Genomic DNA, 14,197 nt, shown 5'->3' on the forward strand with positions numbered 1-14,197 from the left:
GCGCCGCCCTGCCACCGACGAGGATTCCAGATAGGACGTGCGACTTCGGGAAGTACACCTTCTTGACAGCGTGACGTCCAATACCACCTAATCAGATAGGCCATGCTTCGCAGGCATGACTACTGCATGGAGGTGAAATGGAACTGCGCCATCTGCGGTACTTCGTCGCCGTCGCGAGCGAGCGCTCGATGTCCCGTGCCGCGGAGCGCCTGCACCTGACGCAACCGTCGCTGAGCAGGCAACTCCGCCAGCTCGAACGGGACGTGGGCGTCACGTTGTTCGAGCGCACGCCGACCGGCACGACCCTGACCCCGGCGGGCATCGCCCTGCACCAGCACGCGCTGCTCCTGCTGCGCCTGGCCGATGCGAGCCGCGACGCGGCGCATTCGGCGAGCGAGCACACCCGCGAAGTCGTCGACATCGGCATCCCGCCGGGGCTGGCCGCCGACTGGGTCCTGGAGACGCTGGCGGCGCTGCGCGCCGATATCCCGCACGCGTCGGTGACGCTGACCGAGGCGAGCAGCACCGACCAGCTGCGCATGGTCCGGGAGGGACGGCTCGATCTGGGACTGGTGCACGAGCGGCCGCTGGCGCTGCGCGGCACCCGGCTCTTCGACCATGCCTTCGGGATCGCGGTGCGGGCCGGGCACCGGCTGGCGGGGCGCAGCACCTGCCGCGTCCGGGATCTCGACAACCTGCGGCTCCTGGCGCACGGCCGCGAGCAGGTGCCGGTCGCGCACGACCGGCTGATCGTCGCGGCGCACGACGCGGGCGCCGTCCCGCTGTGGCGGTTCGCTCAGTTCTCCGAGCACGCGCTGGCCTGCGCCGAGGCGACCGAGGCCGAGGCGGTGCTGCTCACCGAGCACTCCGCCCGGCGACTGCTGCCCGGCTGGCCGTGGGTGCCGCTGGTCGACCCGCCGCTGGAGCTGACCACCTGGGTGGTGTGGCAGGCGAGCACCCGGCCGGTCGTCGAGCAGGTGGCGGAGTTGATCTCGCGCCGCGCGGTTCGCCCGGTGGAGTGATCGAGCTGGCGCTGCCGAGGGGCGCCCTGTTGGCTGCTGATCATGCGAACCCGAACCCCATCGGCGGTGCTCGCCGCTGCCGCCGCGCTGTGCCTCGTCCCCGCCGCATTCCCCGCCGCGGCAGCGGAATCCGACTCGGCCCGGCTGCTGGGCACCTACGTGGTGCCGCACGGCCTGCAGGTGGACGGCACCCCGGTCGGCGGCCTGTCCTCCGTGGACTACGACCGCCGCAGCGGGGACTTCGTCTTCGTCAGCGACGACTGGTCGGACTACGCCCCGGCCCGCTACTACCGCGCCACCGTCTCGGTGACCGAGGACGGCGTCGGCGACGTGACGTTCACCGGCGCCCGGATCTTCCGCCGCCCGGGCGGCACGACCTACCCGACGATCGACACCTGGCGCGAGGAGCAGCACCGGACGCCGCGCGCCCTGCGGAACGTCATGGGCACCGTGGATCCGGAGGAACTGCGGGTCGACCCGCTCTCCGGCGACGTCGCCTGGACCAACGAGGGGCAGCGCAACGTCCCGGCCGACGGCTCGGCCCGCGGCACGGTGCTGCTCGACCCGGCGCTGCGGATCTCGCACCGCGACGGCTGGTACGTGCGGGACCTGCCGACCGCGCCGAACGAGAAGATGACGATGGGCGAAACGGGCCCGCGCGTCAACGAGACCTTCGAGGGCCTCGCCTACACCGCCGACGGCATGCGGATCGTCTCCGCGCTGGAAGGCCCGCTGGAGCAGGACGGGCCGCCGGCCAACGCCGACCACGGCGCCTTCAGCCGGATCACGGTGCACGACCGGGCGGGCCGCCCGATCGCCCAGTACGCCTACCCGGTGGAGCCGCTGTTCGCGCAGCCGCAGCCGCCGAACGACTGGAACACCAACGGGATCTCGTCGCTGCTCGCCGACGAGCAGCCGGGCCGCTTCCTCGCGCTGGAGCGCGGCTACGCCGCCGGCGTCGGCACCAAGGGCCGCATCTTCGAGTTCAGCACCGACGGCGCCGACGACGTGATCGACCGGCACTCGCTGGCCGACGGCGGGTTCCGCCCCGTGCGGAAGGAGCTGCTGGTCGACCTCGACGAGATCGGGCTGCCCTACACCGACAACGTGGAGGGCATCAGCTGGGGACCGCGCCTGCCCACCGGCGAGCGGGTGCTGCTGGTGGTCAGCGACAACAACTTCTCGGCCCGGCAGCAGACCCAGCTGATCGCCATCGCCGTCCCCTGACCTGGTTCACGACTTCAGGTGTTCGGCGAAGAAGTCCTCGATCCGCCGCCAGGCGTCGGCGGCGGATTCGGGGTGCGGGCCGGCGCCGGAGATCCGCAGGAGCGGGCGCATGATCCTCGGCGCGTTCTCCGCGTCGTTGAGGAACGAGTGGCCCGCTTCCGGGTATTCCTTGACGTCGTGCGGGATTCCGGCCCGTTCGAGGGCGGCGTCGAGCTTCGCCGCGGCGCCCTTCAGCATCCCGTCCCGGCCGCCGTAGCTGCCGACGACCGGGCAGGCCTCGGCGAGCGCGCGGTCGATGTCCTTGGGCAGCTGGCCGTAGTTCGCCGAGGCCGCGTCGTAGATGCCGCGGCCCGCGGCGACCAGCGCGAAGGCGCCGCCCATGCAGAAGCCGATGAGGCCGACCTTGCCGGTGCAGTCCGGCCGGTCGGCCAGCTCGGTGCGGGCCGCCTCCAGGTCGGCGTAGGCGCGGCCGCGGCCGGACAGCGCCGCGCGCATGGTCGGGATCAGGCAGCGCCGGGTGCCTCCGTCGGTGAACAGGTCCGGCAGCAGCGCCAGGTAGCCGGCCTCGGCCATCCGCTCGGTCTGCCGCAGCATGACGTCGTCGACGCCGAACGCCTCGTGGACGACCACCACGCCGGGCCACGGGCCGGGCCCGGCCGGCTTCGCGAGGTGACCGGTCAGCTTCCGGGAACCGCCGAGGGCGGTGCTGCGCGGGGTCAGGTCGATGGCCGTGGGTGCGGGCACGGAGTCCTCCGGGAATCTGCGGTGCGCTGGCTGATCAACACGACGATACGGCGGATCCCGGTCTTCGGGTGACGCGCGTCGCACTCCGATCTCCGGCGTCCGGGCACATCCGGTTGGCATGCTGATGTTGTCCTGAGATCCCGACCGGAGGGAAGCATGAGCACCGAACCCGACCGTCCCAGCAACGAGGCCGAGACGGGGAGGCACAGCCACGCCGCGCCGGAAGGCGCCGGGGTGCACCCGCTGATCGACCTGTCCCGCGATCCGCACCCGGGCGTGCCCGACCACGCCAAGCCGGACGAGGACTGACCAACACCACGAGGGGGGCACGCGATCGCGGCTGATCCCGCGGTCGCCGCCCTGGTCTCGGAAACGCGGCGCGGTCAGCGCGGCGCGTTGCGGAACGCGCCCCGGTACGCCGCCGCTGGGTGGCGGGGGTTCAGGCGCCCGTGGTGCTCGGCGACGTCCGCGAACAGCTTGTCGCGGAACGTTCCGGGCCGGTACTCGGTCTGCGCCAGGCCGCGGCGGCGCAGTTCGGGCAGCAGGCCCTCGATCACCTCCTCATAGCTGCCCGGGATGACGTGGTTGATGATGTTGATCCCGTCCACTCCCGCGTCCTGCCAGCGCTCCAGCTCGTCGGCGATCTGCTCCGGCGTGCCGACCAGCCGCATCCGCTCCGCCCGGTAGCGCACCATGTCCTCGATGGTCGGATTGCCGCCCGGCACCGAGTCGATGACGGCCTGCAGCACCCCTCGCCCGCCCTCGACCGCGAGGTCCTTCAGCGGGGTGTCGACCGGCGCGTCGCCGAGGTCGACGCCCATCCCGCCGAGCATGTGCGCGGCCAGGCCGTCGACCGAGAGGTGCTCGTCGTAGTCGGCTTTCCGCCGCCGGGCCTCGGCTTCGGTGCTGCCGACCACGAAGGACAGTCCCGCGAAGAACAGCACGTCCGCGGGCCTGCGGCCGTGCTCGACGGCCAGCGAGCGGACCGTGGTGGTGACCTTCCGGGCGCTGCCCGGCGAACCGGCGAACATGAACACCGCCTCCGCGTTGCGCGCCGCGAACGCCATGCCCGCCGGTGAGGTTCCCGCCTGGAACAGCACGGGCGTGCGCTGCGCCGACGGTGCCACCAGGTGCGGTCCCTCGACGGAATACCGCGGCCCCTCGTGGTGGATCTTGTGGATCCCGGCGGGGTTCGCGTGGCTGCCCGACTTGTCGCGCAGCAGCGCGTCGTCCTCCCAGCTGCCTTCCAGCAGCTTGTAGACGACGTCGACGTACTCGTCGGCCCACCGGTAGCGCTCGTCGTGCGGGGTGAGCCCGGGCAGGCCGTAGTTGCGGTGCGCGTTCTCCAGGGCCGAGGTGACGATGTTCCAGCCGGTCCGGCCGTCGGTGAGGTGGTCGAGCGTCGCGGCGCGGCGGGCGAAGGTGAACGGGTGCTCCTGGATCACCGAGCTGGTCCACGCCAGGCCCAGGTGCTCGGTCACCGCGCCGAGGGCGGAGATCATCACCGACGGGTCGTGCGACGGGATCTGCAGCCCCTCGGTGGCGAAGATGTCCCAGTTTCCGCGGTAGTTGCCGTACAACCCCACGACGTCGGCGAAGAACATCGCGTCGAACTTGGCCGCCTCCAACCGGCGGGCCAGGTCGGTCCACAGCGACAGCTCGTCGAACCGGTGCTGCTGGGCGTCCGGGCGGCGCCACTGGCCTTCCAGGATGTGCGAGGTGGTCACCATGACGAACGCGCTCAACCGCAGGCGACGGCGGTTCCCGGCGCTCACAGCCGCTTGTCCAGTCGTCGCGCGGTCAGCGTGCCGGTCAGCTGGATCAGCTGCACCAGGACGATCATGACCACCACCGCGGCGATCATCACGCCCGTCTCGTACCGGTAGTAGCCGTGGCGGATGGCGAAGTCGCCGATGCCCCCGCCGCCGACCAGGCCCGCGATCGCCGAGTACGAGACGAAGCTGACCACCATGATCGTGATGGACCCGGCCAGCGCGGGCCGGGCTTCCACCAGCAGCACGCTCCAGATCGTGCGCAACTTCGAGGCACCCATCGCCTGGGCGGCCTCTATCACGCCGGGGTCGATCTGCAGCAGGTTCTGCTCGACGAACCGCGACAGGTACGCGATGGCGTTGACGCACAGCGGCACGGTCACCGCGACGGTGCCGACACTCGTGCCGACGATCAGCCGGGTGACCGGGATCATCGCGATCAGCAGGATCAGGAACGGGAACGAGCGCACCAGGTTGACCACCGCGTTCACGACCTGGTGCAGCCGCGGCGCCGGGCGCAGGCCGCCCGGCCTGCTCGCCCAGAGCAGCACGCCGACCGGGACGGCGGCGAGCACCGCGATCGGCACCGTGATCAGCAGCATGACGGCGGTCTCGCCGAGCGCCTCCAGCATTTCGGGCAGGGCGGCGGTGATGCTGTCAGCCTGCATTGCTGTCCTCCAGGCTCCGTTCAGGCCGCAACCGGATGCGGTCGTCCAGCAGGAACCGGGCGATCTCGGTCTGCGGCCGCAGCGGCGAGCCGTCCAGCCGCAGGTGCTCGACGACCTTGCCGCCCTCCATCACCGCGACGTCGTCGGCGATCGCCCGGACCACGTTCATCTCGTGGGTGACCAGCACGATCGTGATTCCGAGCCGCTCGTTGACCTCCTGGAGGTAGCGCAGCACCGTGATCGTGGTGCGCGGGTCGACGGCGCTGGTGGGTTCGTCGCACAGCAGCACCGACGGTTCGTTGGCCAGCGCCCGCGCGATGGCCACCCGCTGCTGCTGCCCGCCGGAGAGCTTCGCCGGGTACGCGTCGGCCTTGTCGGAGAGGTCGACCACGGCGAGGGCCTCCGCGACCCGGGCCGCGCGGGCCGCCTTGCCTACTCCGGCGATGCGCAGGGCGAGCTCGATGTTCTGGGCGGCGGTGAGGTTGGCCAGCAGGTTGAAGTGCTGGAAGATCATGCCGATCTTGGTGCGCCTGCGGCGCAGCGCCTCCCCGTCCAATGTGGTCAGCTCTTCGCCGTCGACCAGCACCGCGCCGGAATCCGGCCGCTCCAGCAGGTTGATCAGCCGGACCAGCGTCGACTTGCCCGCGCCGGAGAAGCCGATGATGCCCTGCACCGAGCCGCGCGGCACGTGCAGGTCGACGTCGTCGACGGCGGTCAGCGGGCCGTCCGGGCCCGGGAACCGCTTGGTGACACCTCGCAGCGTGATCAACGTCCGCCGTCCTTCCACCACTGGCCGAGCTGGGCCCGCGGGTCCTCGGTCCACGGCAGCGGCGCCCAGTCGCCGTAGAACTTCAGGAAGAAGTCGCGGACCGGCGGGCTCTGCAACGCGGCCTGCAGCGCCCGCGCCTTCTCGGAGCCGGCCTCGTCCGTGCGCCCGCCGACGACGATCCGGTACGGGATGGCGTCGACGTCCTTCTCCCGCAGCAGTGCGTCGTCTTCGACGGCCAGCTTCATCTCGATCGCCTGGCGGGAGAACAGGAATCCGGCGTCGACGTCCGGCAGGGTCTGGGTGAGCGTCTGCTGGTCGACCTCGACGAACGAGTAGCGGTGCGGGTTGTCCACGATGTCGCGCTGGCTGGTGGTGACCACCTGGGCGCCGTCGCGCAGCTTCAGCCGGCCGGACTCGGCCAGCAGGTGCAGCGCCCGGCCGTTGTTCGCCGGGTCCACCGGCAGCGCGATCCGCGCGCCGTCGGGCAGTTGCGAGATGTCGTCGTAGCGGGTGGAGTACAGCCCGGCCGGGGAGCCGACGACGTAGAACAGCGGAACGACGTCGGTTCCGTTGTCTCGGTTGAAGGTCTGCAGGTAGGCGCCGTGCTGGAAGAAGTTGAAGTCCGCCTCTCCCGAGCTGACCGCGTGGTTCGGCTGCACGATGTCGGTCACGTAGCGCACGTCCAGCTGCCAGCCGCCGGCTTCGAGCTGCTTGCGGGCCAGTTCGAGGGGTTCGTGGTACGGCGGGCTGTCGGTGGCGACGATGGTGATGGTGCGGTCGTCGGCTGCGGACCCGCCGGCGAGCCCGCAGCCGGTCAGGGCCGCCACCAGCAGCCCGATCAGCGGGATCAGCCGCAGCGCGCGGAGGGTGGGGCGGGAACTGTGGTGCGGTTGGGACACTTTCTCGATGCTCTCTTCGTCAGATCTGGCCGTGCCGGGGAGGGCGGGTGCCGTTGAGGACGTAGCGGCCGATGTGCTGGACCTTCCAGCGGACCGGGTCGTGCAGGGTGTGCGTGCGGGCGTTGCGCCAGTGCCGGTGCAGGTTGGTCTCCGCGAGGCTCGACCTGGTGCCGGAAACCTCGAACAACGCGCTGCTCAGCTCGACCGCGACGCCGTCGGCGAACACCTTCGCGGTGGCCACCGCGATCGACGCCTCGGCCGCGGAGTCGGCGTCGAGGTCGGCGCGTGCCTCGTCGAGCGCCGCACCCGCCTCCTCCAGCAGCGCCTCGGCGGCGCGCAGCCGGACCGCGAGTTCGCCGAAGCGCTGGATGGTGAGCGGATCCTCCGCCGCCCGCTGGACTCCGGCTTCGCCCCAGGGACGGCTGCGGGTGCGCACGAACTCGGCCGCGTCGGCGAGCGCTCCCCCGGCGATGCCGACGTCGATCGCGGCGTGCAGGGCCTGCGCCAGCGCGCCGTGCAGTTGCGGGCGGTCGAACGTCAGGTGGTGCGGGACGATCCGGTCCGCGGGAACCCGGACCTGGTCGAGCTCGACGGTGCCGCTGGCGGTGGTCCGCTGGCCCATGCCCGCCCAGTCGTCGACGACGGTGACCCCGGCGGCGTCCCGCGGCACGTAGGCCACCTGCAGCCGGTCCCGGTCGTCCTTGGCGAGCACCGGGATCCAGTGCGCCAGCAGGGCCCCGGTCGAGTAGGCCTTCTTGCCCTGCAGGACGAAACCACCGTCCACTGCGGACGTCAACCTGGTCTGGATCTCCTGCACCGTGCGGCTGCCCGCCTCCGACTGCGCGTTGCCGAACCGCTTGCCTGCCAGCACCTCGGAGAAGAAGAACTGCCGCTGCTCGGCGGTGCCGTTCTCCCGGAGCACGTTGACGTAGGCGAAGTGGCTCTGCGGGATCTGCGCGATGTTGGGGTCGGCGGCGGCCAGCAATCGGAAGACCTCGACCAGGGTCCGCGCCGCGACGTCGGCGCCGCCGTGGCTGCGCGGCACGGTGATGCCCAGCAGGCCGCTCGCCGACAGTGCGTCGAGCTCCTCGTGCGGGATCAGCCGTTCGCGGTCGCGCTCGGCGGCACCGGTCGCGAACCGCTGCGCTAGCCGCGCCGCCAATTCCAGCGCCTCGGCGTCGTCGCGCACCAAGCCCGCAGTGCCTGGTTCGGCACCGACGGGCGGAGAGACTGACATCAAGAACTCCTCGAGTTGTGCGAATCGGATCGCGCCTGCACGACCGGGTGCCACTCCCGGTCGCGCAGGCGCCGCCGAGAAGCGGTCAGGTGTACCAAGTGGGTTCGGGGAGCCGGCCGAGCAGCGCGTAGCGCCCGACCTCGACCCGCTTGTACGCCACGGGGTCGTGCAGGCTGTGCGTGCGGAGGTTGCGCCAGTAGATGTCCAGGCCCACCGAACTCGCCGTCGCGCGCGCACCGGTCACCTCGAAGACGCGGGTGCCGATCTCCAGGCCGGTGTCGATGATGCGCTGCTTGGCGGCCGCGATCAGCACGGCGACCCGGCCACGCTGCTCCTCGGTCAGCGATTCGCGCTCGGCGTGCAGCAGCCCGGAGATCTCCGCGCCGGCCTTGTCGATCAGCGCCTCGGCCGCCCAGAGCTTGGCCTGCAGATCGCCGAACGCGTCGAGGATGTAGAACTCCTCGGTCGCCGATTCCTTGTTGTCCCCGCCGTAGGGCCAGGGGCGGGTGCGCTGCGTGGTGTACGAGATGCCCGCCTGCAGCGCTGCCTGGGCGATGCCCAGGTAGAAGTTGGCGAACACCAGCTGGATCACCGGCACGTTCAGCGTGTTGTAGGTCAGGGGCTGGAACTCCTTGTCCACGTATCCGGCCGCCGACGCCCAGGGGACCCGGACATCGTCGACCGCGACGCTGCCCGATTCGGTCAGCCGCTGGCCCAGGTTGTCCCAGTCGTCGCCGTACGAGATGCCGTCCTGCGCGGACGGCACGATCGCGAAGATGTGCTTGCCGGTGCCCTCCAGCACGCCCTCCAGCACCGTCAGGTCGGAGACCTTGCCGCCGGTGGAGAACGACTTCTTCCCGCGGAACACCAGCGTGTCGCCTTCGTCCGCGATGACGAGGTCGTCGTCGCGCGGGTTGACCGCGCCGCCGAAGAAGTAGTCGTTCGCGGTGTAGAGCTCCTCCACCGCCGCGATCTGCCCCGGGGTGCCGATCAGGCGGGCGGCCCACGCCCAGAGGTAGTGGTAGCCGAGCAGCTGGCCGATCGAACCGTCGCCCTTGGCGACCTCGCGGACCACCCGGTACGCCGTCTCCCAGGTCTGGCCGCCGCCACCGTGCTCGCGGGGGCCGAGGAGGGTCACCAGGCCGGCGTCCTTGAGCAGTCCCACCTCGACGTACGGGGTCCGGTTCGCGCGGTCGCGCTCCAGGGCGTCCTCGGCCAGGATGGCGGCGACCTCGCTCGCGCGCTCGATCCAGCCCGCCGCGGTGGTGGGCCTGGCGTCGTTGAAGGTGCGTTGGGTTTCGTTCGTGGTCATGGTCGTTTCCCCTTCGCTCAACGGGCGTTGCCGACGCCGATCGGGTCGCCGGTCCGGTCCAGTTCCGCTTCCAGGTCGCGGACGATCGGCAGCACGTGCTCGCCGAAGTGCGCCACGTCTTCGAGGTAGTGCAGGAAACCGAGCAGGATGAGGTTCGCGCCGCGCTTCTTGTACTCGACGATGCGGTGCGCGATCTGCTCCGGGGTGCCGATCAGGCTGGTGCGGAAGCCGTCGTTGTACTGCACGAGATCGGCGAACTCCGAGTCGGCCCACATGCCCTTGCCGTCCGAAGTGGACTTACCGGCCTGCCGGACGGCGCGCCGGAAGCCCTCGACGGCTTCGGCGTCGGCCTTGTCCACGATCTCCCGCAGCACCTCGCGGGCCTGCGCCTCGGTGTCGCGCGCGATCAGGAAGCCGTTGAGCCCGAAGCGCACGGTTCGCCCGTGCTCCGCCGCGACGGCTCGCACGTCGCTGACCTGTTCCTCGAAGCCGTCGAAGTCCTTGCCGTTGCTGAAGTACCAGTCCGAGACGCGGCCCGCCACCTGCCGGGCCGCGGTGGAGTTGCCGCCCTGGAAGATCTCCGGGTGCGGGCGTCCGGGCACCTGGTGGGGCTGCGGCCGGAGGCTGAAGTCGTTGATCCGGTAGAAGTCGCCGTGGAGGTCGAAGTTCGGCCGCGTCCACAGGCCGCGCAGCACCCGGATGAACTCCTCCGTGCGCCGGTAGCGTTCGTCGTGTTCGAGCCACGGCTCGCCGAGCCCGGTGAACTCGTCCTTGAACCAGCCGCTGACGATGTTCACCGCGAACCGGCCCTGGGAGAGGACGTCGGCGGTGATGCCGAACTTGGCGAGGATCGCCGGGTGCCACAGGCCCGGGTGCGCGGCGACGATCAGCTTCAGGCGTTCGGTGGCCAGCAGCAGTCCGAGGCTGAAGGCCGCCGGGTCGTGCTGCTGGGCGGCGCCGTAGCTGGAGGCGTAGCGGACCTGGCTCAGGGCGTACTCGAATCCGCTGTTCTCGGCCAGCACGGCGAGCTTCTTGTTGTAGTCGAAACCGAAATCGGTGCGCTGTTCGATCTTGCTGGTGACGAGGCCGCCGCTGACGTTGGGCACCCAGTAGGCGAACTTCAGCGGTTCGGCCGGAACGGCGTCGGACATTCTCATCTCCTGTCGCGCATGACGCGGCAGCGCACGCAGACGTGCGCCGTCGGGGCACGAGGTCGCAATTCACCTCGTGCGAAAAAGGGGAACCGGCGGGCAATTCCGCCGGTGCGGAGAAGGGAGGAGATCAGAAGTCGCGACAGGCCTGCGCGCCGACGCGAACCAGGTCGACGTGGCGGCGCTTCGTGAGCCTGTCTGCGGAGAGCACGTATTCATGCCACCAAAAACGGGCACCCGTGTCAACGGACGCACCATGCTTCCCACCTGACGGACGCACCTCATCAGGTGTCCCTTTTGGACAACTAAGGGGCCGTGAGCGCTTTGTGCCGCTACAGCAGCACAAAGTACTCACGGCCCCGATTCGCCGGGTGGCGAGCGCCGCACGTCAGGAGGTGGCGGCGGGCTCCCTCGAAGTGCCGGCGAACGGGATGCTCGCCGGGACGGCTTCCGCCGCGCCCGCCGGGTGCCGCCACAGCCCCTTGCGCTCCAGGATCGGCAGCACGCCTTCGCCGAACCAGTACGCCTCCTCCAGGTGCGGGTGGCCGGAGAGCACGAACTCGTCGATGCCGAGCGCGTGGTACTCCTCGATCCGCTCGGCCACCTCCGCGTGGCTGCCGACCAGCGCCGTCCCGGCGCCGCCGCGCACCAGGCCGACACCGGCCCACAGGTTGGGGTAGATCTCCAGGCCCGCGGTCGAGCCGCCGTGCAGGTCCAGCATCCGCCGCTGGCCCTCGGACTCGCTGCGCGCCAGCCCCTCCTGCACCCGCGAGATGGTCGCCGGGTCGAGCGCGTCCAGCAGCCGCTGCGCCTCCGCCCACGCCTGCTCGCTGGTGTCGCGGCTGATCACGTGCAACCGGATGCCGAAGCGCGGGGCGCGGCCCCGCTCGGCGGCGAGGCCGCGGATCCACTGGATCTTCTCCGCGACCTTCTGCGGCGGCTCGCCCCAGGTCAGGTACACGTCGGTGTGGTTGGCCGCGACGACGCCGGCCGCCGGCGAGGAACCGCCGAAGTACAGCTCCGGCACCGGGTCCGGCGTCCGCGCCAGCTCGGCTCCCTCGACCCGGATGTGGGTGCCGTCGAAGTCGACCCGCTCGCCCCGCCACAACGCCCGCACGACGTGCAGGAACTCGTCGCAACGCGCGTAGCGGGCGTCCTTGTCCAGGAAGTCGCCGTAGGCGCGCTGCTCGGCACTTTCGCCGCCGGTGACCACGTTGAGCAGCAGCCGCTGCCCGCTGTGCCGCTGGAACGTCGCGGCCATCTGGGCGGCCAGCGTCGGCGACAGCAGGCCCGGCCGGAACGCGACCAGGAACTTCAGCCGCTCGGTGACCTCCGTCAGCATCGCCGTCGACAGCCACGCGTCCTCGCACCACGCACCGGTCGGCGTCAGCGCGCCCTCGAAGCCGAGCTGCTCCGCGCTGCGCGCGATCTGGCCGAGGTAGGCCAGCGTCGCCGGGCGCGCTCCCGCCGCCGTGTTGGTGGTCGCCACCCCGTGGCCACCGCCGACGAGGTACCGGCTGTCGCCGTAAGTGGGCAGGAACCAGTGGAACGTCAAAGACATGCGCAACTCCAGGGAAGGCCGGTGATCGGAACCGACCACGGACGTCCATCGTGGACAGATGCGGCCGGGGACCGGCCGCGATGAGCGGAAGTCAGGTCAGCGGCGACATGCCTGCGCCGACACGCGGTGGAAATCCACGTGCCGCCGCCTGGTGAACCACGTCGCGACCATCACGCGGCAATGGCAGCAGAGGGCCCCCGGGGTGTCAACCGATCTCACCTGCCGGACCGACGCGCGATCTCCTTGACACGTGCTCGACCGCGTCCATAGCGTCGGCGCGTGCTCCGACCGGTACTGCTGACCAATCGCCACCACGTGGATCTGCTGCGGGTGGCCTCGGCGGCGTGTTCGGCGTCCTGACCCGCCCGAACCCGGAAGCACCGCCCCCAGGAGGCAGCAGCATGACCGCGGGTACGCACGTCGATGCGCCCGGAGCCCGTCAGGTGTCGGAGAAGGACGTCCGCACGGTGATCGTGTCCAGCCTGATGGGCACCACCGTGGAGTGGTACGACTTCTTCCTCTACAGCACGGCCGCCGGCCTGGTCTTCGACAAGCTCTTCTTCCCCACCGACAACCCCACCGTGTCGACCGTGCTGGCGTTCGCCACGTTCTTCGTCGGCTTCGTCGCGCGCCCGCTCGGTGGTGTCCTCTTCGGACACATCGGCGACCGGATCGGGCGCAAGCGGACCCTGGTGACCACGATGGTCCTGATGGGTCTGGCCACGGCCGCGATGGGCGCGCTGCCCACGTACGCCGAGATCGGCCTGCTCGCACCGATCCTGCTGGTGCTGTTGCGCGTGGTGCAGGGCCTGGCGATCGGCGGCGAGTGGGCGGGCGCGGTGCTGATGGCGGTCGAGTACGCGCCGCCGGGCAAGCAGGCCCGCTACGGGGCCTGGCCGCAGGTCGGCCTCGCGCTGGGGCTCGGACTGGGCACCGGGTTGTTCGCCCTGCTCGGCAACCTGCTGGACGACGAGCAGTTCCTGGGCTACGGCTGGCGGATCGCGTTCGGGCTGAGCATCGTGCTCGTCGTCATCGGGCTGGTGATCCGGTTGAAGGTCGCCGAGACGCCCGCCTTCGAGGAGGTCCGGGCGGCCCGGGACACCTCCAGCGCGCCCTTCCTGGACCTCTTCCGCGACCGCACGGCGCGGCGCAACACGCTGCTCGGCCTGCTCTCACGCTGGGCCGAGGGCGCGGCTTTCAACACCTGGGCGGTGTTCTTCCTCGCCTACGCGACGTCGACGCTCAAGCTCCCGCGCACCGACGTGCTGGTCGCGGTCATGCTGGCGGCGATCACGCTGGCCGTGCTGCTGCCGGTGTTCGGCCGCCTCGCCGACCGGTGGACGCCGCGCCGGACCTACGCCTTCGGCGCGGCGCTATTCGCGCTGTCGGTATACCCCGCGTTCCTGGCCTTCCAGACGCGCGACCCGGTGCTGATCGGCCTGGTGATCGTCCTGGTGCTGGGCGTCGTCCACGCGGTCCTCTACGCGCCCCAGGGGACGCTGTACGCGCAGCTGTCCCCGGTCCGGCTCCGCTACACCGGGATGTCGTTCGTGTACCAGTTCTCCGGCATCTACGCGTCGGGCCTGACCCCGCTGATCGTCACCGCGCTGCTGGCCGCCGGCGGCGGTTCGCCGTGGTGGGCCTGCGCCTACCTGGCGTCCACCGGCGCGATCGGTGCCGCCGCCACCCTGGCCCTGCGCCCGCGCGACCTGTACTTCGGCCGCTCCGGGTCGTGAGCGCGAAGGCCGGTGAGAACCGGCTTTCGCGCAAAACACCCCCCGGCACCCCCGGCCCGGGCCGACCGGGGGACACGCCCAAACCCGGAGCCGGGGGGT

Annotated in this window: 14 protein-coding genes; 5 read left to right on the forward strand and 9 right to left on the reverse strand. The window is 71.1% G+C overall.

Features of this window, described 5'->3' with window-relative positions; translation table 11 throughout:
* Positions 1–137: 137 nt before the first annotated feature.
* Positions 138–1,022: a LysR family transcriptional regulator gene (locus ACWEV3_RS13770; protein ID WP_452614164.1), complete on the forward strand. Its 885-nt coding sequence runs from the start codon at positions 138–140 to the stop codon at positions 1,020–1,022.
* Positions 1,023–1,064: 42 nt separating this feature from the next.
* Positions 1,065–2,249 carry an esterase-like activity of phytase family protein gene (locus tag ACWEV3_RS13775; RefSeq protein ID WP_452614165.1) on the forward strand — a complete coding sequence of 395 codons (1,185 nt, stop codon included), beginning with the start codon at positions 1,065–1,067 and terminating at the stop codon, positions 2,247–2,249.
* Between the two features lie 6 nt (positions 2,250–2,255).
* On the opposite strand, the gene ACWEV3_RS13780 is transcribed toward ACWEV3_RS13775, so the two are convergent.
* A complete protein-coding gene (locus ACWEV3_RS13780; protein WP_452614166.1) occupies positions 2,256–2,993 on the reverse strand; it encodes a dienelactone hydrolase family protein in 738 nt (245 codons plus the stop codon).
* A gap of 156 nt (positions 2,994–3,149) precedes the next feature.
* Between ACWEV3_RS13780 and ACWEV3_RS13785 the strand changes: the two genes are divergently transcribed.
* Positions 3,150–3,302 carry a hypothetical protein gene (locus tag ACWEV3_RS13785; protein ID WP_358565011.1) on the forward strand — a complete coding sequence of 51 codons (153 nt, stop codon included), beginning with the start codon at positions 3,150–3,152 and terminating at the stop codon, positions 3,300–3,302.
* A gap of 74 nt (positions 3,303–3,376) precedes the next feature.
* Here the strand turns inward: ACWEV3_RS13785 and ACWEV3_RS13790 are convergent, their stop codons facing one another.
* The 8 genes from ACWEV3_RS13790 to ACWEV3_RS13825 all read right to left on the reverse strand — a co-directional run bounded on the left by ACWEV3_RS13790 (position 3,377) and on the right by ACWEV3_RS13825 (position 12,362).
* Positions 3,377–4,768: an LLM class flavin-dependent oxidoreductase gene (locus tag ACWEV3_RS13790; RefSeq protein ID WP_452614167.1), complete on the reverse strand. Its 1,392-nt coding sequence runs from the start codon at positions 4,766–4,768 to the stop codon at positions 3,377–3,379.
* Positions 4,765–5,433: a methionine ABC transporter permease gene (locus ACWEV3_RS13795; protein ID WP_452614168.1), complete on the reverse strand. Its 669-nt coding sequence runs from the start codon at positions 5,431–5,433 to the stop codon at positions 4,765–4,767. The genes ACWEV3_RS13790 and ACWEV3_RS13795 overlap by 4 nt, the downstream gene beginning before the upstream one ends.
* On the reverse strand, positions 5,423–6,202 hold the full coding sequence (locus tag ACWEV3_RS13800; protein WP_452614169.1) for a methionine ABC transporter ATP-binding protein: 780 nt from the start codon (positions 6,200–6,202) through the stop codon (positions 5,423–5,425). Before ACWEV3_RS13800 ends, ACWEV3_RS13795 begins: the two co-directional genes overlap by 11 nt.
* Positions 6,199–7,101 (reverse strand): MetQ/NlpA family ABC transporter substrate-binding protein, encoded by a 903-nt coding sequence (locus ACWEV3_RS13805; protein WP_452614170.1) that lies wholly within the window; start codon positions 7,099–7,101, stop codon positions 6,199–6,201. The genes ACWEV3_RS13800 and ACWEV3_RS13805 overlap by 4 nt, the downstream gene beginning before the upstream one ends.
* 19 nt (positions 7,102–7,120) lie before the next feature.
* Entirely contained in the window at positions 7,121–8,338 is a 1,218-nt protein-coding gene (locus tag ACWEV3_RS13810) for an SfnB family sulfur acquisition oxidoreductase (RefSeq protein ID WP_452614171.1), read from the reverse strand.
* A gap of 85 nt (positions 8,339–8,423) precedes the next feature.
* Entirely contained in the window at positions 8,424–9,650 is a 1,227-nt protein-coding gene (locus ACWEV3_RS13815; protein WP_452614172.1) for an acyl-CoA dehydrogenase family protein, read from the reverse strand.
* Positions 9,651–9,667: 17 nt separating this feature from the next.
* Positions 9,668–10,801 (reverse strand): dimethylsulfone monooxygenase SfnG, encoded by a 1,134-nt coding sequence (gene sfnG, locus ACWEV3_RS13820; RefSeq protein ID WP_452614173.1) that lies wholly within the window; start codon positions 10,799–10,801, stop codon positions 9,668–9,670.
* Between the two features lie 388 nt (positions 10,802–11,189).
* Positions 11,190–12,362 carry an LLM class flavin-dependent oxidoreductase gene (locus ACWEV3_RS13825; RefSeq protein ID WP_452614174.1) on the reverse strand — a complete coding sequence of 391 codons (1,173 nt, stop codon included), beginning with the start codon at positions 12,360–12,362 and terminating at the stop codon, positions 11,190–11,192.
* 279 nt (positions 12,363–12,641) lie between these two features.
* On the opposite strand from ACWEV3_RS13825, the gene ACWEV3_RS13830 reads away from it, so the two are divergent.
* Together ACWEV3_RS13830 and ACWEV3_RS13835 are read left to right on the forward strand one after the other, a co-directional pair.
* Complete coding sequence (locus tag ACWEV3_RS13830; RefSeq protein WP_358566847.1) at positions 12,642–12,722, forward strand: putative leader peptide; 81 nt, start codon at positions 12,642–12,644, stop codon at positions 12,720–12,722.
* Between the two features lie 41 nt (positions 12,723–12,763).
* Entirely contained in the window at positions 12,764–14,098 is a 1,335-nt protein-coding gene (locus tag ACWEV3_RS13835) for an MFS transporter (protein WP_452614175.1), read from the forward strand.
* Positions 14,099–14,197 lie beyond the last annotated feature (99 nt).

This window comes from Saccharopolyspora sp. NPDC003752, assembly GCF_053605825.1.

Excerpts from the sequence above, each read along its gene's own strand:
- ACWEV3_RS13835 (WP_452614175.1), top strand. The coding sequence starts at position 12,764 with ATGACCGCGGGTACGCACGTCGATGCGCCCGGAGCCCGTCAGGTGTCG.
- sfnG (WP_452614173.1), bottom strand. The coding sequence starts at position 10,801 with ATGTCCGACGCCGTTCCGGCCGAACCGCTGAAGTTCGCCTACTGGGTG.
- ACWEV3_RS13775 (WP_452614165.1), top strand. The coding sequence starts at position 1,065 with ATGCGAACCCGAACCCCATCGGCGGTGCTCGCCGCTGCCGCCGCGCTG.
- ACWEV3_RS13785 (WP_358565011.1), top strand. The coding sequence starts at position 3,150 with ATGAGCACCGAACCCGACCGTCCCAGCAACGAGGCCGAGACGGGGAGG.
- ACWEV3_RS13770 (WP_452614164.1), top strand. The coding sequence starts at position 138 with ATGGAACTGCGCCATCTGCGGTACTTCGTCGCCGTCGCGAGCGAGCGC.
- ACWEV3_RS13815 (WP_452614172.1), bottom strand. The coding sequence starts at position 9,650 with ATGACCACGAACGAAACCCAACGCACCTTCAACGACGCCAGGCCCACC.
- ACWEV3_RS13825 (WP_452614174.1), bottom strand. The coding sequence starts at position 12,362 with ATGTCTTTGACGTTCCACTGGTTCCTGCCCACTTACGGCGACAGCCGG.
- ACWEV3_RS13810 (WP_452614171.1), bottom strand. The coding sequence starts at position 8,338 with ATGTCAGTCTCTCCGCCCGTCGGTGCCGAACCAGGCACTGCGGGCTTG.
- ACWEV3_RS13795 (WP_452614168.1), bottom strand. The coding sequence starts at position 5,433 with ATGCAGGCTGACAGCATCACCGCCGCCCTGCCCGAAATGCTGGAGGCG.